Origin of the sequence: Dyadobacter sandarakinus, from assembly GCF_016894445.1 — a bacterium.
Taxonomy (GTDB): domain Bacteria; phylum Bacteroidota; class Bacteroidia; order Cytophagales; family Spirosomataceae; genus Dyadobacter; species Dyadobacter sandarakinus.
The window spans coordinates 2,846,826-2,867,110 of the sequence record NZ_CP056775.1; the positions used below are offsets into that span (position 1 = coordinate 2,846,826).

Here is a 20,285-nt window from a genome sequence, read left to right on the forward strand (position 1 = left end):
AAACACCACGGGCATGATCTATTCCTACACCGTGAACCCGATCCTGGTACCGTCCGGCAGCATTGTAGCCAATGGCGGAAGCGTGAACAACAAGGGTATTGAATTCAATGTAAATGCGAAAATCGTTGACCGAACCAATCTGAGCTGGACGAGCGGAATCAACCTGGCGCACAACAAAAACGAGATCACCAGCCTCACCAACCCATTATTTGCGGGCGGCGACTCAGTATTGCTCTCGCGTCCGGAGGGCGGCGGGCAATCCGGAAGGTCGCTTCAGATTCTGAAAGCGGGCAGGCCACTGGGACAATACTTCTCATTCAAATATGCCGGAAAAAATGAAGCGGGTGTATCCCAGTTTTATGCCGCGGACGGCAGTCTGACGACCACGCCGGTAGTAGGAAAAGACTATTACTACCTGGGCAGCGCACAGCCCAAGCTGATGCTGGGCTGGACCAACAGCCTGCGGTACAAAAACTTTGATCTGAATGTCTTCATCAGAGGGGTATTCGGAAACAAGGTTTTCAATGCAACCCGGGCCGATCTGTTCAGACCTAGTACTGCGCAGTATTCCAATATCCTGGTGGATGCGGCTGACGAGCCGGCCAGCGATTTCAATGCTTACGTTTACTCGTCGCGTTTCCTCGAAAGCGGAAGTTTCGTACGGTTTGACAATGCTACGCTGGGCTATAATTTCAGGAAGCTGGGTCCATTTGTCAAAAACCTGAGGGTTTATACTTCCGTCAATAATTTGTTTGTCATCACCAAATACAAGGGTGTTGACCCGGAAGTGAATCAGGGCGGGATTGCGCCGGGGGTTGATTATAACAACTTCTATCCGAAGACGCGCACGTTCCTGTTTGGCCTGAATATCTCCATCTAACATCGAAGCAGCATCATGAAGATTTCATATATAAAACTACTTTTCTCAACACTGGCGGCAGCGACCCTGTTCTCCTGCCACGACCTGGATGTGCCGGTTACGACCGCACTGACGACCGACGTTTTCCCGAGCACGGATGAACAATTCATTTCCGCAGCCGGGCCTGTTTATGTAGCATTAAGAGGCAATTTCGGAGCGGAAGCATTTCAGATTGCGTCATACAGCACCGATGAGGGCATTATGCCGGCCCGGGGCGGAAACTGGTACGACGGTGGACAAAACCAGACATTGCACCTGCACACCTGGACGGTAGACAACGGCTATGTAAATGGTCACTGGACCTGGCTATCGACCATTATAGGCGTGGCCAACCAGTCTATCTCCATTCTGGAAGGAAAAATGCCGGAAGGTGCAGCGAAACAGACGATGCTTTCGGAGATCAGAACGGTGCGTGCATTCGCCTATTTTATGATGATGGATGCCTTCGGAAATGTGCCGATTTATACAGAATACGGTGATTTTGCACCTAAAACCAACACGCCGAGGACAGAGGTTTTCAATTTTATCGAAAAGGAAATCCTGGAAGCAATGCCAAACCTGAACGAAGTATCGGGCGTGTCACAGTATGGAAGGCCCAACAAATGGGCGGCTTACGCGCTGCTTGCGAAAATGTACCTCAATGCGGAATATTACACCGGGACGAAGCGCTACGACGACTGCATTGCGGCCTGCGATAAAATCACCGCCTCCGGATTGTACAGCCTCGAACCGAAAAGCAGCTACCTGAACATGTTTTATCCGACGAACGGACCGCAGATGAAGGAATTCATTTTTGCGATTCCTTACGACCCGGCGCAGACGAACACATTCCCGTTCCGGAGCGTGAACAACCGCTCGCGGTACGATATTCCGAGAAGCGAGACGAAGAAGTTCAGCCTGCCGTTTACGCCCGCCGGTTCGGCTTCCACATTGCCGGAATACTATGCAAATTTCAATGATCCAAACGATGTCAGGAATGGTCAGTGGCTCAAAGGACCGCAATTCATGAACGACGGCGTGACGCCCGTGACCGTCACCACAACCAACATTGGTTACGACCAGTTTTATACCGGCAGCAACCCGTCGGCGCCTTACACTTACCAGGTGAACATTACGCCGGAAGTGGTTTTGCGCCAGAGTGTATCCGCATTCGACGCCGGAAATGACGAGATCGCGTGGCACATGGGCTATCGCAATATGAAGTTTTACCCGGATGCCAGTTCCCTGAACAGAAACCAGAACAACGACATCCCGGTTTTCAGGTATTCGGATGTTGTGCTGATGAAAGCTGAGGCCATCCTTAGAGGCGGCACGCCGACATTGGGGAGCACTGCACTTTCGCTGGTCAATGACCTAAGAGCACAGCGCACCACGTCGCCTGCATTGACCAGCGTGAATCTGGACTTCATCTATGCCGAAAGAGCACGCGAGTTTGCGTGGGAAGGTTGGAGAAGAAACGATATGATCCGTTTTGGAAAATTCGAGGGCAAATGGGGTTACAAAACCGATTCGGATGTGAACAAACGCATTTTCCCGATCCCAAGAGTAGCCTTGCAGTTGAATCCGGCACTGGTACAAAACCCCGGTTATTGATTTCGTAAAATCCTGGCACCCGCGCATTTCGTGCGGGTGCTTTTTCATCATCTTTTTTCAAAATGAACGACATCCGAACAGGTTGTTTTTCTCTTCGTATTTTGAAGAGGGTCAACCCCTTGTGCCTGATCATTTGCTTCTTTTTTACAGGGATAAATGTTAAAGCGCAAACCATCGCGACCTCCGGCAAAGCCCTGATTGCACGGGTAGTCCCATCCCATGCCTCTCATTTCGAGGTGGAGCAGCTGACTTCCAAATCCGGCAAAGACGAATTTGAAATTGAAAGTAAAGGCAGCAAAATCGTGCTGCGCGGATCGAGCGGCGTGGCGGTGGCTTCTGCGCTTTATTATTATCTGACAAACTATGCGCACTGCCAGATCACCTGGAATGGGACCAACTTATCGCTTCCGGCAAAACTGCCTGCCCTACCCTCGAAAATCACCAAATCGACGGTTTACAATTATCGTTACAATCTGAACTACTGCACGTTTAATTACACCATGAGCTGGTGGGACTGGGAGCGCTGGCAAAAAGAAATTGACTGGATGGCCATGCACGGGATCAATATGCCGCTGGCGATCACCGGCGAGGAATACACCTGGCTGGAAGTGTATAAAGACATGGGTTTCAGTGAAAATGACCTGAAAGATTTTTTCAGCGGCCCGGCTTATTTCGGCTGGTTCTGGATGGGAAATCTGGACGGCTGGGGTGGCCCGCTACCGCTGAGCTGGATGGAAAGCCACAAGACTTTGCAGCAGCAAATTGTGAAAAGAGAGCGTGAGCTGGGCATGAAACCCGTTTTGCCGGCTTTTACGGGGCACGTTCCGGCTGCATTCAAGAAGAAATTTCCCAATGCACAGTTGAAGGCGACTAACTGGACCAATGGATTTGGAAATACTTACATTCTCGATTCACAGGACCCGCTTTTTGCAGAAATCGGCAAGAAATTCCTGGACAAGCAGACCCAGCTTTACGGCACCGACCATTTATATTCGGCCGATACATTTAACGAAAACGAACCACCCACCGACGATCCCGAATATTTATCAAAACTGAGCGAAAGGATCTACGACGGCATGCGCCAGGCGGACCCGAATGCAGTTTGGGTGATGCAGGGCTGGTTGTTTTACAGCGACCGGAAATTCTGGAAAGCCCCGCAGATTGAAGCACTTTTGAAAGCAGTACCCGACGATAAAATGATCCTGCTCGACCTGGCAGCCGAAATCGAGCCGGTCTGGAAGCGGACAGGTGCATTTTACGGTAAACCGTGGATCTGGAACATGCTGAACAATTTTGGGGGTAATGTCAATCTGTTCGGCAGAATGGAAGGTGTCGCGGCAGGACCTGCCCAGGCCTGGAACGATCCCGGTAAAAAACGATTGGAAGGCATCGGCCTGACGATGGAAGCCATCGAGCAAAACCCGGTCATTTATGAATTGATGATGGACCACACCTGGCGGACTACTCCTATCGACCTCGATCAATGGTTGAAAAAATACGCAAGAAACAGGTATGGGAAAAACGATTCGGATCTTAACCTGGCCTGGCAGATTTTAAGAAAAACGGTTTACAATGGAAAGGAAATCCGCGACGGTGCAGAGTCAATTGTGACGGGCAGGCCAACCCTGGATTCTTCCACGATCTGGACCAGAACGAAATTGAATTATGCGCCGGAAAAACTTTTGCCGGCTTGGGATCTGCTAGTCAAGGCTGCAAATAAGGGTGTAAAAACAGACGGATTTAGCTACGATCTGGTGGATGTTTCCAGACAGATTCTGGCCAATTATGCATTGGTTGTTCAGAAAAAATGGGTAACTGCATTCAGAAAGGGAGACCAAATTGGTTTCAAAAAGCACAGCCGCGAGTTTATTGACTTGATCGACGATATGGATGCGCTGCTGGCAACCAGAAAAGATTTCATGCTCGGACCCTGGATCGCAGATGCCAGAAAATGGGGCACGAATGCGCAGGAAAAGGCACTTTACGAACAAAATGCCCGCGACCTGATCACGCTGTGGGGTGATGCCGACAGTCCGCTGCACGAATATTCCAACCGGCAATGGAGCGGCCTGCTCAATGATTTTTACAGGGTACGCTGGGAAAAATTCTTCGCCATGCTCGACGGCAGCCTGGCAAATCACACGAAGGCGGATTTCAAAACCTTTGAAAAAAGCATTGCACAATGGGAGTGGCAGTGGGTCAATGAGCAAAAAGCTTTCCCTACGAAACCGGCAGGCAACAGCATTGAGGCGGCCCTGAAACTACATCGGAAATATGCTCAGCAAATCAGCCATGACTACAAAAACTAACCGCTCCTCCCCTGCGGACATGCAGGTGAATACGTCGCAACGGCTTGTGTCACTGGATGCGCTGCGTGGCTTTGACATGTTCTGGATTATCGGCGGTGAGCACCTGATCCATGCGCTGGCTGAACTGACGGGCTGGCCGGTAATGATATGGCTCTCCGCCCAGATGCACCATACCGTCTGGAATGGCTGCACTTTTTATGACATGATTTTCCCCCTGTTTCTATTTATTTCGGGTGTGTCCCTCCCCTACTCGCTGGGCAAAAAAATGGGGCTGTCGGGTGTGGATTATGCCTATCAGTTACCGGCGACGGTCAAGCGTCAGATACTTAAAGCCAATCTGAGGAGGATGCTGATCCTGGTTTTCCTTGGCATGGTGGTCAATGGTTTGTTCAAATTCAATGGGTACGAAAACACCCGGTTCGCCAGCGTGCTGGGCAGGATCGGGATCGCGTGGTTTTTTGCCGGCCTGATCCACCTGCATTTCAGTTTGCGCAAGCAGCTTGTGTGGTTCTTTGTGATCCTGACCGGCTACTGGCTGGCGATGTCTTTTATTCCGGTGCCCGGATTCGGGGCCGGGGATATGTCAATGGAGGGTTCCCTGGAATCTTACATTGACAGACTGCTGCTGCCAGGCAGGCTGCATAGCAAGGTCCACGATCCGGAGGGCATCCTTTCTACGATTCCGGCGGTGGCCACGGGACTTCTGGGCATTTTTACAGGTGTGTTTGTGCGATCAAAGACCTTTGACCCATTAAAGAGTGTCTATTTTATGCTGATGGCTGCACTGGCACTCATGGTGGCAGGGCTTCTGTGGGATGGCATTTTCCCGATCAACAAGCGCCTCTGGACCAGCTCGTTTGTGTTGTTTGTCGGCGGGTGGAGCCTGGCTTTTTTTGCCGTTTTTTACCTCATCATCGACGTGGCAGGCTGGAAAAGATGGACATTCCCTTTCATCCTGATCGGAACAAACTCGATCCTCATCTACCTGGCTGTGGAAGGTATGATAGGATTTGACCATACGGCTCAGTTCTTTTTAGGCGGGCTGATTCGGCTGGTCCCGGATCGTTTTGAAGAACTGCTTAAAATAGTGTCGGTTATTCTGGTCGAGCTGCTGGGCCTTTATTTTCTTTATAAAAACAAGATTTTTTTGAAAGTGTAGGAGGTGATGGGTTTGTTGATACTAATTAATGGTTTTGATGAAAATGGTGGTTTTTCTGTACGCTCAACACCATAGGATTCTTTTCCTAATTGGTTCAGAAATAGCCCTTATTCGGGTTAAATAATTAGTGTGCTGTGTGGCTTGAAGTAGTTTGTATTCCCATTGGAAGTCTTCAATTTTGTTTTAAGCATCGTCTGATGATAAGAACCAATTTACGAAAAGGCGCTCATCCGGGCTTTCCATTAAATGTTTTAATGTAGGGATTATCAGTGAGATTCGCAGGTCTTGAAAAGTCGAGTATTACACTGTTTGGATATGCCCATAAATCCATATTCTTCGAAATGAATAACTACTATTGCTACATTGAATTTTCTTCGGGCGACATCCTACAATCAGGTAGATCCTAGCTAGTTCAACCGCAACGTCGTCAACTCAGCTAAGCGTTTTTCTCCCCAACTGACGCAATTCTCGAAGCTAAGCAACACCCATTTCACCATCTTTTTCTTCCAGTTGGAAAAGGTGGCCTAGAAACCTTCCAATTGACGTCATATCCTTTATACCTGTGCCGGTCTTCCAATTATTTAAGCGCAAAAGCAAAGGCACTCAAAAAGCAAGTTGACATCAAAAAGCGCCGACTTTTCAATCATATCAAACGGAATATCCGAATGACAAGGTGCCAGACCATAGATCATTTTTAGCTGATCCACCAGCTCCTCGCAGCCCTCACATTTTACGTGATACTAAGACTCGGCTTGGGATTACGTCATCGACAAGCTAAAATTTGATGCATGACGGCGCGACCAGAAATCGGTAAAAAGTATACAACAACCCTGAATTCGTATTCATACCAGCCCCGTTTTCACCCCGACCTTTGATGCATTATTTTAACAATCAGAGATCATGAAAACCATTTTAATTACAGGGGCAAGCAGCGGCATCGGGAAAGAAACCGCCAAATTATTTCACGCAAAAGGCTGGAACGTCATCGCTACCATGCGGAATCCGGAATCCGAAACTGAATTAGGGGAATTGGAAAATATATTGGTTACCAAACTCGATGTGCTCGATCCTTCCTCCATTAATCATGCAGTAGAAGAAGGCATTGCCAGGTTCGGGCAGATTGATGTTTTATTAAATAATGCCGGTTATGGCGCTTATGGTGTGCTGGAATCTTTTACGAGGGAGCAGATCATTCGCCAGTTTGATACAAATGTGATCGGCCTGCTGGATGTGACCCGGGCTTTGCTGCCACATTTCCGCAGCAACAAAAGCGGGCTCATTATCAATATTTCGTCGATCGGTGGCAAGATGAGCTTTCCGCTCGGGACCTTATATCACGGGACGAAATTCGCGGTCGAAGGCATTTCCGAATCGCTGAACTATGAGGTGCAGGAGTTTGGCGGAAAGGTTAAAATTGTAGAACCGGGTGCAATTGCTACCGATTTTACGGGCCGCTCGCTGGATTTCAGCAATGATGAAAGCATGACGGAATACCAGCCGATCATCGGTAAACTGCTGGCAGCCACGGAAGCGATGTTCGGAGACGCCTCCCCGGCGAGTGTCGTGGCCGGTGTGATTTATGAAGCCGCCACCGACGGCACAGATCAATTGCGGTACGCGGCGGGCGAAGATGCCAAAGCCATTATTGCGCAGCGCTAGCAGGCCGACGACGCCACTTTTAACGGGATCATTAAGTCACAATTCGGTTTATAATTTAGCAATCATTTACACCTCATTGCCCACGCAATGAGGTTATCTTTGTTTTTATGAGCACAAATATTCACCTGCATACCGTTGATGAATTGCTGAAATTTTTCAGGCTTGACCAGCCTGTGCACCACCCGCTCGTGGCGATCATCGATTTCAGCCAGGTTTGTGAGGCGGACATCGGGCATACCAAAATTTCGACGGACTTCTACACGCTGATTTACAAGACTTACAACCGGAATCACGTCAAATACGGGCGGAAGCTGGTCGATTTTACAAATGGAAGTCTGATCTGCCTGGCGCCCAACCAGGTGCTGGAAATGGATGACGAAATCGAGGGATCAGCCCAGCCATTGGGTTGGGGCCTGGGCTTTCATCCCGATTTGATCCGGGGCACGTCGCTGGGCGATAAAATGAAGAGTTACAGCTTTTTCTCCTACGAAGTTTCGGAAGCACTGCATTTGTCGGAAAAGGAAAAACGGATTCTGACACACTGCGTCCAGAAGATCGAAGTCGAACTGCACGAAAACATTGATATACACAGCCAGTCGATCCTCGTATCGGGCATTGAAATGCTGCTAAACTATTGCTCCCGGTTTTACGGCAGACAGTTTATTACCAGAAAAACCTCCAATAATGCGGTAATTGTCCAGGTGGAAAAGCTGTTAAACGAATATTTCAGCCTGGGCGATCTCAGCGAACGTGGCCTGCCAACCGTCAGATATCTTGCAGAACGGGTAAATCTATCGCCCAATTACCTGAGCGACCTCCTGAAAAAAGAAACCGGCAAAAACGCCCAGGACCATATCCACTTTCACCTGATCGAAGAAGCCAAAAACATTCTTTTAAGCAGCAGCCGCTCAGTCGGCGAAATCGCCTATGGCCTGGGCTTTGAATATCCTCAGTATTTCAATAAGCTTTTTAAGCAGAAGACCGGGAAGACGCCGGTGGCGTTTAGGAATATGAATTAGCGGCCTCTTACCGGCACTGCGTTTCGTTGTGGATCAGCATAAAAACAAAAAAGGACTGTCGCCAACAGTCCCTCAGTTCCTACATTTTCGCTCCCATCTTCTGGAATCCCTCCACGAGCAAGTTCACATCAAAAAGCGCCGACTTCTCAGCCGTATCAAACGGAACATCCGAATGATAAAGCGCCAGATCATGCACCATTTTAAGCGAATGCGCGAGCTCCTTGCAGCCCTGACATTCTACGAGATACCAAAACTCGGCCTGTGAATCTGTCAGCGGAGTGCTAGCATTTGATGCGTGACGTGGATCATTCATTGGGTTGACTGGGTTTGAATCCGAACCAACACCTGAACCATCTAGAGTTTGCATTTGGCAATGGTTTTTAAAAAAGTGAATGAAAAGGAGAGGTCACCGCAAACTCTAACGAAGAATACTTCGGCCAGGTCTCGGGACTTGCACCCGTATGCCTCTCCAAGGCCATTTAGGCCTGGCTTTCCTTAAATTAATCATACGTATTCTACTAAGAGTTTGCGGGGCAAATATAGGGGAAAGATTTGGATGGCAGCGTGGGGAATGAGCGGGCGGTTGAGCTGCCAGTATACAGAGAGCATTCCGTATCGATAATAGTTCGTTTTATGGAGCACTATTCTAAATCTGAATTCCAGATTGCAAATACATCGGAAAACATTGATAAATGTTTTCCGATATCAAACATTAATATGGCAAGAGGTATCGCACTTAAAATAAGTCTTGCGGCAAACACAATCTCTTATGATGAGATAGTTGAAGCAATTCTACCATTATAAAGTTGAAGATAGCGCCAACTGAGTTTTCAGCATATATCTTTTAGTCTTTGGCTGTTTCAGCACCGTTTGTTCTTTAATAAGTCTATCAATCCACGCCTTGGCTTGCGGATTTGAAACACAAAGAATCTTCGCAACCTCCTCAATGGATTTCGGTGCTGACAATTGTGTAAAAATCAATTCTTTTACCTTTAAAAAGAGCTCTTCCCCAGGATTTAGATTATTCTTTGGAAGAATATTCGAAGGCGGCGGCGTAGAAGTTACATCGTCTACTTTTGAAGAGATTTCTACCTCCTTCACAAATAATTTTTCCAAAGGCTTTTCCGAGAGTTGGCTGTAATCTCCCTTTATAGCACTCGCAAACGACTCAATATCGGCAGGATTAGGCCAAACAAACGCCCCCTTTCTAGTCAGAGCTTCCAAACCTTTGCTCGGTTGGCCAGTCGAGCGAACGTAAACTTTGCTGTAATGTAGTTTTGTCAATTGCTCAACAGCACCATTCCAAGTCCCGCCTTTATTGAAATCAGAATTCACCACAAGGGTAGCACTGGATAATGCATAGATCAGCTTATTTCTATTCATTGCATTACCAACATTGAAACCAGCTTTCGGGTCATAAGGTGACAGTAAAAGCATACGGTCATTCATTAATGCTTCTCGATATAATCGGCTGGTGGCAGACTTTTCAAGACTATCTGCTACAATTCCCACAGCTGCACCTAAGTTTTCAATAGCTCCGACCATCGCTGCTTGATCAATTCCACGTGCACCACCAGAATATATTACTTTCCCTGCTTTCACAGCAAGTTTCGCCACCGCCTTTGTGTAATCGACTAAACTGTCATCCACATCTCTTGAACCAACTACTCCCAATCCTTCGCTCTCAACGAGTGATATATTGCCACAACCATATAGGATAGGTGGCGCATCCTCTTTCAGCTTCTTTTTAATCTTCTTTGGATAGCTATCATCAGCTCTGCTGACCACCCATATTGACCGATTTTGCCAATCGGTGAGCACTTGACTTAGTAAGAACCCGCGGCTAAGCAAGCGTCTCAATTTATCGACGTCACAAACCTTTGCACAAGACTTTAAAAGATCATCAGCATCTGGTTTAAGAAGATCTAATGGCTGTTTTTTGTCTTCATGTAAAAACCGCGCGAGCCGGTTGTATTCACTTATCGACAATAAATCTGCATAGTTTTTACCCTTACCCACAATCAAAGGACTTGTGAGCAGCAAAACTGCTTTTGTATTTTCAGAGACACTATTTTTCATTGTTCATTTCCTGTTTGCGCGAGGGCGAGAGGCCAAACCTCTCCGCTTCCTTTTAAGCGCAGCAACCAAGCTGCGACTGTCAATGTCCACCTAGAATCCACCATGTCATCAATTAATAAAACGGGACCATTTGGAATACTTTGATCATTGATTGCCAAAGAACCATCAAGGTTTTTAGCCTGCTGAGTGCTATTTGCCATTGCTTTTTGTGCAGGACGCTCATCAGTTTTGATCAACACTGGTTTGAAAGGCAATTTAAGCTCATTTGCAATACGCGCAGCAAAATCAGGGACAAGTTCTGGATGTCTTGTTGATGGAATGCATGTAACCCAAACCGGAGCGGGAGTGGGTTTCCATCGCAATATTAAATCTACGCAAGCCTTAACAAGCTCATCATCAAATCTTTTTGTATAATATTTCCCTTCTTTCACTAATTTTCCCCACCCTGCATCGCCCCAAATACATAAGGCTTTCCCATTTTGTGTTTGATAAAAGGGATTAATTTTGCCGCTCACACCGTAGCCAGATAGTCCGCCAGTTGGCCATTGCTTACGGGGTTCGATGGGTAAGTCTGACCTCTTTAAAAATGAGATCGCGGCTGTAACCAATTTACTATTTACCGTCGAAGGTAATGGCGAGAGAACTCGTGATGCGTTTATTGTATTTGGCTCTCCATCCAGCCCAGCAATTAAGAAATCCATATGGCCTGACTCTAATCTTGAGTATTCTTCCATCTGAGCTTGCTCTTCCTTTCTTAAAGCGGTCAAGCGCTGTGCGCGCTCCCAAAATTCCGGTGCCAGATGTGAAACTGTTAGTTGCCATTTGCTGCCCTCCTTCACAATTGGAGCAGGTGATTCTAACGATAGAAGCGAAATGGTCTTTTCAATACGCCCCTTTGAAATATTCACTTTCGTCATTAGATCTGGCACTGACAATCCAAATTGAGATTTCTCCAAAGCTGATAATATCTCTTGAACCTCATCTGGCGTCGGAAATGCAGATTCTATAAACCAATTTGTGATAGTCTTATCCTCCTCTCCAATTAGAAGTATACCACGAGCACTATCAATTCCTCTGCCAGCTCTGCCAACCTGTTGATAATAAGCAACAATAGACCCTGGAAGCTGATAATGAATTACAAAAGCGAGATCGGGTTTATCGAATCCCATGCCTAGTGCCATTGTTGCCACCAAAGCCTTCACCCTGTTATCAAGTAGGGCTTGTTCCAATTCCTCTCTAGCGTCCCCGCTCTCACCGGTATAAGCTTCAACATTTACACCTGATGATTTAAGCCAACTTGAAACTAGATTTGCATCTCTCACCGTCAATGTGTAAATAATTCCGTGGCCTTCAATTTTGGGAACATATTCCGCGAGCCAGGCCAATCTTTCGGCTTGACTAGGAATATGTATAGTTTGTAGTGATAATGATGGACGATTGAGGTCACCTCTAACAACGCTAATATTCGGTCCTAAAACTGCAACTAAGTCATTCATTACTCGTTCATTAGCAGTTGCTGTCGTTGCCAGTAATCTCAGATTACTTGGCAACGTCTTGACAATACGCTCCAAAAGCCTGTAATGAGGGCGAAAGTCATGTCCCCAGTCAGAAATACAATGAGCTTCATCAATTACAAGCATCGAAATCTGACTGGCAACTGGACCTAATACTTTCTCGCGGAAGTGACCATTAGCCAGTCTTTCCGGCGATATTAATAGAATGTCGACCTCGTTATTCCTAATGGCTCTTTCAACTTCATCCCACTCATCTTGGTTGTCGGAATTAATAGTTCTAGCTCTAACGCCCATTCTATTTGCCGCAGCAATTTGATTTCGCATCAAAGCAAGTAAAGGCGATATTAACAAGGCAGGGCCGCCTCCCGCTTCCCTAAGAAGCTTAGTAGCTATAAAATACACAGAACTCTTTCCCCATCCGGTCTTCTGAACCAACAAAAGTCTGGAAGGACGATCTACTATTTGTGAAATAGCCAATTCTTGGTCCTCTCTGAATGTAGCAAAGGGATTCTGGGTGCCAAGACGTAGTAGACGAAGCGCTTGTGGTGATGAATAGGGCATATAGTTGAGGGTTTGAAAAGAATGGTGTTAAGTAGTGATACCTTTGAGCGGTAAAGCAGCAATGCACCCAAAACTCCCCGTTGCAAGTATATGCATTGAGTGATCGGTTAAACTCTTGACTTATCCAAATCATTCTTATCTTTAAATCATTAAAAATCCCTCTGATAATTAAATCAATGTTTGTAGAACAATTTTTGGACCGAATGCGGTCTTTTTCGACTGCACCTTATCTTTTTGTAGGATCTGGGCTTTCAAATAGATATTTGGAAATTGGAACTTGGCATAACTTACTTCAAACAATTTCATCAAGTATTGAACTTCAAAGAAACTTTAACTTCTATCTATCCAAAGCAAACGGTGATCTTCCCAGAGTTGCTTCTCTAATGGGTAGTGAGTTTCATGAACAGTGGTGGGACAAACCTTTGTTTCAAGAAAGCAGAAGCAACTTTGAACAAGATGTAATCAATGAGTTTAGTCCACTGAAATATGAGATCGCTCAATACATAAAGAGGTTCGGAATAATCCCGAAAGCACCATATGCTACGGAATTTGAGCTTTTAAAGAAGGTTAATATTGACGGAATTATAACAACCAACTGGGATACACTTTTACAAAATGTGTTTCCAAATTTCTCGGTATATATTGGACAAGACAACTTAATATTTAACAATACAATATCTATTGGTGAGATTTATAAAATTCACGGATGCGTAGAATCACCCAATACTCTTACATTGACCGAAGAGGATTATCATCAGTTTAATGCAAAAAACCCTTACCTCGCTGCAAAACTTTTAACCATATTCATGGAGCACCCTGTCATTTTCTTGGGTTATAGTCTCCATGATCCAAATATCCAGGAAATACTAAGATCAGTTATGCTGTGTCTAAGTCGGCAAAATGTAGATAAACTTAGAGATCGCCTTATTTTCTGTGAGTACGACCGAAATGTGACAAGTTGTACTATGTCCAATACAAGCATGATGATCGCTGATATAAATCTGCCAATTACTATTGTTAAGTATAAATCATTGATTGACGTGTATTCTGTGTTAGGTGAAAACGCACGAAGACTACCGATAAAAATCCTTAAACACATGAAGGATATGGTGTTTGATTTCGTTAAGAATTCTGACTCCAAATCAAGAATTTATGTGGATGATAACTTTGATCTAGACCAACTCGATTTGAAAAATGTTGAGTTCTTTTTTGGAGTAGGAACTAGGGAAAAGCTTGCTAAAATCGGCGTAAAAGGAGTTGCACAGCAAGATCTATTAGACGACATTATAAACCCAAATGAGAAGTTCGACTCAAAGGTTATTTGCAAAGATTTGCTACAAAATATCACCGGTGTGTACTTTCCCTTTTTTAAACATTTGAGAAACGCTAATCTATTGGACGACACAGGCAATTTAATACTCGACGATACCGATTGCCCTTTTACAGAGGAGTTCAAAGATAAAGTTGTGAAGACAACCATAAAAAAATTCTTTCCTGGTGCTACTTACGATCGTCGTAAAGTCAGTATTAATGAAAAATATCAAACACTTGAAGAACTCATTGCTGGTGAAACCACTGATCAAGCATTGATTCATATCCCTCTCCTTTCTACTGAAAAAATAAATTTAGACACTTTGCTGACTTTCTTACAACAGAACTATACAGCGGATAAAAAGAAAAGTCCCTTTATGAAGAAAGCGATTTGTCTTTATGACTATCTGAAATACAAATTACCGGAATTAGAATAGTAGGAAAAGACTTCGTGCTATTTTCAACGCGCTTATCTCTTATGCAGTAGTATTTAATCAGGATTTTAGACAACAGCTTGAAGAAATTTCAGTTATTCGAAATTTTCGAATAACTGCCCATGAGAAGAAATGCGAGCGAGTTGAAAGAGGGTGTCAAGCCTTTCAATCCAAATCCCCCGCTCGCTCCTGATATTCATCCAACACCTTATCATTCATATATTCAAGCCTCTTCTCCGCCGACAATTCCGTAACTGCTTCATAGGAAATAAAAGTACAAGACTCTTTCAAAGGCCCTTTCTCTAAAAGTGCGAAAACGGGCCGGGAGATTTCTTGCAGTACCTTTTCGCGCCGCTCGGCTGGGGCTACAATGTGGGCGCTGATGTCCAGATTGGGCTGCAAGGCCATCAGATCGGCCATTCGGAGGATGCCGGAATAGATGGAAGTGGTATGTTCCACTTCAAAAGCACGGACGATCGACCGGCCTTTGATCCAGAGTACATCGATATTTTCAATGGTTTTCAGCGTAATGTTGTCATAGTACAGGGGTAGCGTGGTAAGGAGTGAGTCAGTTTCAGGTTTCCAAACTGCCAGCACTCTTTGTCTGTCACTTTTCGGCAGCCAAATTTTCAGCTTCATCCTCTCTCCAATGCGCGACAACATTGCCTGCACCCGGATCGACTCGCGGACATCGTCTTTTTCGGACGTTGGGGCAGGTTCCTGCTCTTCTTTCGCGGGTACTGATACTTCCACTTCCTTGCTTTCCTGCGTTTTAACGGTCAATGTGACCAGCTTGCGATGGTCGCTTTCACTGAGCGGGAAAGTTTTGGGGGCCGATAATTGTTTTTTCAAATAGGCTTCAATCCAGGCTCCGTCCGCCTCTTCGAAACGGCGCAAATTGCCGCGCACCATATTGGTCCACGCGGTGCTTTTCCTTGGGCAGATTTTTGGTAAAAGAAAGGCTCGTCCAGCATTCCTCATCGTCCACAGGAAGCGCGTGGTCGAGCGGGAGCCAGGCAATTTCCTTCACCGGAAACCGCAGGGTATACACATCATCTTCCGAATAAACCGGCGTATTGTCGATAAAATATTCCCCCGTAACTTCCAGAATGCCAGCCCAGCGCGACAATTTGGTGACGTAAGCAATCAACTTGTTACCCTTTTTGATCGCATTTGCCTGCGTCTTCTGATTTTCACGAAAACCAGAGATGGAGCGCTCGGTTTCAGTGAATGTCTTGTAGGTGTCGGGAGAGAAGAGGGTGATGTAGTAAGCCATTTTGCGGTTTTCAGGAAAACAAGATAGTGGCAATGGTTGTTGAAACAGCTGCATGTCAAAACATCATCGGGCACGTCGTTTCAGACTTACAGCGCACGCTGTTGGAGGCAATGCAATTGAGAAGTTTTTTATGCCGGAAGAAGAATCCGCCGAGCGGTTTGCCAACTCAGGAATTATCGATTCCTTCGAGATTTCGGAAAATACAGCATTATCGAAACCAAGGTTCCCAAACGCTACACCGACATGACGCTGGCGCAGGCGCACCTCACGAAAAGGTACAATGTAATCGTGCTCACCGTACTCACGTTGTCAAAGGGTTCCGAGGATGGATTGGCCAAAATATTCCGCCGTGCGTCCGGGATTGCCACGCCGGAGACGATGATGCGTGACGACGAAGTGCTCGTAATATTCGATGAGCTGGCTGATATCGAGCAGTTAATGCATTGAAATCAGAAAGTTGATTTTTCTACAAAAACTTTCACAGAATCAGTTTTCAGGCGCACTTTCAGCCAATTATTAATTCAGCCCGGCTACCTTGCTATTTGCCTGGTGTTGGTCGAGCCAACCACCACGACCGTGAAATTACGGATGACATTTCCGGTTTCATAATGCTTTTAGCATACTGGTCAGTTGTTGAGTAATTTGAACCTTCATTTAGTTTTGGAATGCGAAAATCCCGCACCAACTCTCGATGCGGGATGAATAAATTTTGTTCTTCTCCTGAAATATCCCTCTACCTTCCCACCACAATCTTCCGGACGGTCTCACTTCCATTTATATCTATGATTTTTACAAAATAAAGGCCCGTCCCAAAAGCTTCTGCATTCAATTGCTGGACAGGCTTTTTGCCTGATCTGTAAACCACTTTTCCCTGTGCATTCAACACCTCGACGCGCTTCACTTTTGTCCAATCCGAAGCTTGGAAATGAATTATCTCAGATGCCGGGTTGGGATAAACGTTGACGTCAAAATCCAATACAAAGCTCACCTGCTCTACTTTTGAATACGTGAAACTTCCATCCGTATCCACCATTTTCAGGCGGTAGTAGTTATCTCCGTTTACAGGATTCTGGTGTACAAACTGGTAATTGTGCAGCTGCGCACTTTCGCCCAATGCATTTACGCTGGTAAGGTGGTTCCAGGTTTTTGCATTTACACTATGCTCGATTTCAAAGTGGCTGCTGCGGGTTTCGGACGTGGTTTGCCAGGTAAGCAATGCGGTGGTGGATTCTTTTCGGGCGGTGAAGGTGGTGAGGGTAACCGGGAGTGGATCTTTATCGTCAATGGAGGCAATCCTTACGATCCAGAAATCAGTTTTCCCTTTTGAATCTTCGGTTTTTACATTCCCTGCATTGGCAGCACTCGACGCGTAAGTATAGTATCCGCCGTTAAAGGCCTTACCCAGACCAGACGGGCCTTCAAAAGTTTTGTCCCAGATTTTGGTACCGTCCAATGCCAGTTTCAAGGTCCATGCGCCCGGCACGTCGCTCGTTTTGTCGTCACTTGATTTACCTGATGACGATCCGCTTACAATGTAGCCGTCAGCGCGTTCTTCCAATAAGCCCAGGGCACTGTTGCCCGTGTAATAAGTGTCCTGCACCTGGTATTTGCTGCCACCGTAGGATTGATCCCACTGCTTGGTTCCGTCGGCAGTAATTTTAATCAGCCAGGCGTCGTACGTGCCGTTGATCCCCCCGGACTTATCTCCGCTGACGGGCGAGTCGGACTGTACCGAAACCATATAGCCTCCATCAGAGGTTGGTGCTATTGAGCCCCGCTGGTCATTGCCGCTGCCGCCAAAGGTTTTGTCCCACTGCTTGGTTCCGTCAGCAGCCACTTTGATCACCCAAATATCTTTTCCGCCCCTGGAAGGCTCGGTTTTATCACCGAAAATGCCGGTCTCTGTCGTACCGACCATGATCATACCGCCATCGCTCGTAAGCCTGGTGAAGGCATAGTCACCATAATCGCGGTAAGGCATCGGCGTCGACGCAGCATACATGCGGTCAGATTCAATATTGCCATTTGCACTGAGCTTTACGATGTTGAATCCGCCACTTTTCATACCTAATGCATAAAAGCTTCCATCAGCCTGCTCAAAATTTTCATCCCAGTCCCATACTACGTCCCTGACATCATCTCTTTCCCATTCGATCTTGCCGGTAGGTGAAAGTTTTACCATATAATACGTGCCCCAGGCCAGGTAGCCGCCATCTTTCGTAGCTCTAACATACCGCAATAATTCCTCGCCACGCCGCACGATCGATCTCTCCCACTCCATCGCACCCGTGGAAGATGTCTTGATGATCCAGAAGTCGGGCTGGCGATCCTCTGGGTTGCTCGTCCCCCCATTATCCTCACTTTTATCACCGCTTGCTGACGAATACGAACCACCCCCCAGGATATAACCGCCATCTGCGGTTTGCTGCACCGATCGCAGGGCATCAGTATCACTGCCACCGAAAGTCTTGTCCCATTCCTTCTGACCGTCTGCTGAAATCTTTACAATCCAGTAATCCAGCCCGCCACGGCTGGGCTCGGTCCGGTCACCAGTTTCGGCAGAGTTTTCCGAGGAGGAACCGCCTAAAATGAAGCCGCCGTCAATGGTTTGCTCCACGGCGTTAGGGGAATCGCTGTCAGCCCCGCCCAGCGTTTTGTCCCATGCAATAACGTAGGGCGAAACCCATGGCGCAGGCGGCGTGTAGTCGGCACTGTCGATGGCGCTGTAAGTGCGCTTTCCGTTGCTGGCAGTCATCCGGAGACGATAGTAATGTTTGACCAGGGCGGGATTTGCATGGGCATACTGATAGCGTGATCTGAGATAGCTGGTATCTTTTGCATGGACAGAAGCCAATACCTGCCAGGCAGATTTATTAAGACTGTGCTGCACTTCAAAGCGATCCGAGCCTCTTTCCGTTTTGGTCTCCCACACCAGGTCAACCTGCGTCGCTGCTTTCTGCGCTTTGAAGTAGGACAGTCTGAATGGTTTGGGCGTCTCGTCCGATTGTAGTTTGACAATCCAGTAGTCATGCGAACCGCGTGAGTCTTCGGATTTATCCCATCCTTTATCGCTGATCGACACTCCTGCAAGAAGGTAGCCGCCATCAGGGACATACTCAACAGATGATAAGTCGTCGTGATCGGAAGACCGGATCGCCTTATCCCACATCTTCACTCCAGTTTTTGATAACTTGACTGACCAATAGCCAAAACCACCCGATGACTGCGTTTTATCTCCATTTATACCGGAAAAGGACGAACCGGCCACAAAAAAATTTCCGTCGGCGGTCTCACGAAGATCTATCAACCAATCATCCTCATTGCCGCCAAGTGTTTTATCCCATTCCACTAAGCCGTCCCTGGATATTTTTACGACCCAATAATCAGAGTAGCCACGACTGCTTTCTGTTTTGAGCCCCCCGATCGGGGAGTTGGAATAACCACCTAAGATGTATCCGCCATCGTCAGTTTGTTCCATATGTGAGACGATATCGGAGCTGGTCCCTCCAATCGTTCTGTCCCAAACCTTATTTAAATTTGAGTCTACTTTAACAATCCAATAATCTCCTCCTCCGTAACCTGGCTCACTTTTATATCCTTTTGCTCCAAAACTTGCACTACCTGCCATGATATAGCCGAGATCTGGTGTTTCTTCTATGAAGCTTACAGCAGATAGCTTATCGCCTGGTGACTTGTCCCATAGAACAATTCCGGTGTCCGTAATCTTTACCAACCAGAAAAAGCTCTTTGGGACGGAAGTGGATGGGTCTGCACCATCGTAATTACCAGCTGCACCCAGGATAAAACCTCCATCCCTGGTTTGGCTGATGGAACCCAGCCGGTCTCCTCCCATTCCGCCATAGCTTTTGTCCCATTCTTTCGTACCGGACGAATCGATCTTTACAATCCAGATATCATTAATGCCGTTCAAAGCGTCACTTTTATCCCCTCCCTGATCTGACCAGGAAGTTCCTCCCATCAAATATCCACCATCCGAAGTAGCAATGAGTGTGGTAAGCTGATCCGTTTTTGAGCCTCCAAAACGCTTATCCCACTGTTTTGTGCCGTCTTTTGAAAACTTAACAACCCAGTAATCCATATCGCCCCGCGTAGGCTGACTTTTGTCGCCACTAATTGTTTCAGAAACCGATGAGCCGCCTGCGATATATCCCCCATCCGCGCACAACCTTACAATCGGCGCGAAATCGCTATGTTCCCCACCGAAGGTTTTGTCCCATTCAATGGCGGGCTGGGCAAGCAGGCTTGTAATAGTCAGGAAGAAAATACTGACGTTAAGTACAATGCATTTCATTTCTCTTGGTTTAAGATGTTTCATTTAAATCCTGTTAGACAGAGGCTCGGGGCAGATACTGCATTGAATAGTAAATTCTTTGAAAAATAGCTGAATCAACCCAGCTTGGTTAACGAAGAAGCCGCCCATCTTACCTGACT

General features: G+C 46.6%; 15 protein-coding genes. 9 read left to right on the plus strand and 6 right to left on the minus strand.

Translation table 11 applies throughout. The features are described 5' to 3' along the window. Positions 1 to 13 precede the first annotated feature (13 nt). The 6 genes from HWI92_RS25320 (at position 14) to HWI92_RS11305 (ending at position 8,658) form a co-directional block, all read left to right on the plus strand. Positions 14 to 880: a SusC/RagA family TonB-linked outer membrane protein gene (locus HWI92_RS25320; protein WP_229249315.1), complete on the plus strand. Its 867-nt coding sequence runs from the start codon at positions 14 to 16 to the stop codon at positions 878 to 880. A 15-nt stretch (positions 881 to 895) separates the two neighbouring features. Continuing rightward, complete coding sequence (locus HWI92_RS11285; RefSeq protein WP_204663766.1) at positions 896 to 2,512, plus strand: RagB/SusD family nutrient uptake outer membrane protein; 1,617 nt, start codon at positions 896 to 898, stop codon at positions 2,510 to 2,512. 62 nt (positions 2,513 to 2,574) lie between these two features. Next, complete coding sequence (locus tag HWI92_RS11290; protein WP_229249316.1) at positions 2,575 to 4,821, plus strand: alpha-N-acetylglucosaminidase; 2,247 nt, start codon at positions 2,575 to 2,577, stop codon at positions 4,819 to 4,821. Continuing rightward, positions 4,805 to 5,980, plus strand: a complete 1,176-nt coding sequence (locus HWI92_RS11295) for an acyltransferase family protein (protein ID WP_204663768.1) — start codon at positions 4,805 to 4,807, stop codon at positions 5,978 to 5,980. The genes HWI92_RS11290 and HWI92_RS11295 overlap by 17 nt, the downstream gene beginning before the upstream one ends. Positions 5,981 to 6,880: 900 nt before the next feature. Continuing rightward, positions 6,881 to 7,639 carry an SDR family oxidoreductase gene (locus tag HWI92_RS11300; protein ID WP_229249318.1) on the plus strand — a complete coding sequence of 253 codons (759 nt, stop codon included), beginning with the start codon at positions 6,881 to 6,883 and terminating at the stop codon, positions 7,637 to 7,639. Positions 7,640 to 7,746: 107 nt separating this feature from the next. Then, the gene (locus HWI92_RS11305) at positions 7,747 to 8,658 is read left to right on the plus strand and encodes a helix-turn-helix domain-containing protein (protein ID WP_204663770.1); all 912 of its coding nucleotides are present in this window, start codon (positions 7,747 to 7,749) and stop codon (positions 8,656 to 8,658) included. Between the two features lie 79 nt (positions 8,659 to 8,737). On the opposite strand, the gene HWI92_RS11310 is transcribed toward HWI92_RS11305, so the two are convergent. The 3 genes from HWI92_RS11310 to HWI92_RS11320 form a co-directional block, all read right to left on the minus strand. Next, positions 8,738 to 8,971 (minus strand): hypothetical protein, encoded by a 234-nt coding sequence (locus HWI92_RS11310; RefSeq protein ID WP_204663772.1) that lies wholly within the window; start codon positions 8,969 to 8,971, stop codon positions 8,738 to 8,740. 485 nt (positions 8,972 to 9,456) lie between these two features. Next, positions 9,457 to 10,737 carry a DNA-processing protein DprA gene (locus HWI92_RS11315; RefSeq protein WP_204663774.1) on the minus strand — a complete coding sequence of 427 codons (1,281 nt, stop codon included), beginning with the start codon at positions 10,735 to 10,737 and terminating at the stop codon, positions 9,457 to 9,459. Then, positions 10,734 to 12,812, minus strand: coding sequence for a RecQ family ATP-dependent DNA helicase (locus tag HWI92_RS11320; protein ID WP_204663776.1), 2,079 nt, complete (start codon positions 12,810 to 12,812; stop codon positions 10,734 to 10,736). Before HWI92_RS11320 ends, HWI92_RS11315 begins: the two co-directional genes overlap by 4 nt. Positions 12,813 to 12,988: 176 nt before the next feature. Between HWI92_RS11320 and HWI92_RS11325 the strand changes: the two genes are divergently transcribed. Further along, a complete protein-coding gene (locus HWI92_RS11325) occupies positions 12,989 to 14,560 on the plus strand; it encodes an SIR2 family protein (RefSeq protein ID WP_204663778.1) in 1,572 nt (523 codons plus the stop codon). Between the two features lie 162 nt (positions 14,561 to 14,722). On the opposite strand, the gene HWI92_RS11330 is transcribed toward HWI92_RS11325, so the two are convergent. Both HWI92_RS11330 and HWI92_RS11335 read right to left on the minus strand, forming a co-directional pair. Next, on the minus strand, positions 14,723 to 15,454 hold the full coding sequence (locus tag HWI92_RS11330; RefSeq protein WP_204663780.1) for a type II restriction enzyme NmeDI-related protein: 732 nt from the start codon (positions 15,452 to 15,454) through the stop codon (positions 14,723 to 14,725). After that, positions 15,417 to 15,833 (minus strand): EVE domain-containing protein, encoded by a 417-nt coding sequence (locus HWI92_RS11335; protein WP_204663782.1) that lies wholly within the window; start codon positions 15,831 to 15,833, stop codon positions 15,417 to 15,419. The genes HWI92_RS11330 and HWI92_RS11335 overlap by 38 nt, the downstream gene beginning before the upstream one ends. Before the next feature lie 52 nt (positions 15,834 to 15,885). On the opposite strand from HWI92_RS11335, the gene HWI92_RS11340 reads away from it, so the two are divergent. Together HWI92_RS11340 and HWI92_RS11345 are read left to right on the plus strand one after the other, a co-directional pair. Continuing rightward, positions 15,886 to 16,080, plus strand: a complete 195-nt coding sequence (locus HWI92_RS11340; RefSeq protein WP_204663784.1) for a hypothetical protein — start codon at positions 15,886 to 15,888, stop codon at positions 16,078 to 16,080. After that, the gene (locus HWI92_RS11345; RefSeq protein WP_204663786.1) at positions 16,077 to 16,280 is read left to right on the plus strand and encodes a hypothetical protein; all 204 of its coding nucleotides are present in this window, start codon (positions 16,077 to 16,079) and stop codon (positions 16,278 to 16,280) included. Before HWI92_RS11340 ends, HWI92_RS11345 begins: the two co-directional genes overlap by 4 nt. Before the next feature lie 286 nt (positions 16,281 to 16,566). Here the strand turns inward: HWI92_RS11345 and HWI92_RS11350 are convergent, their stop codons facing one another. Next, positions 16,567 to 20,169, minus strand: a complete 3,603-nt coding sequence (locus HWI92_RS11350; RefSeq protein ID WP_204663788.1) for a T9SS type A sorting domain-containing protein — start codon at positions 20,167 to 20,169, stop codon at positions 16,567 to 16,569. Positions 20,170 to 20,285 lie beyond the last annotated feature (116 nt).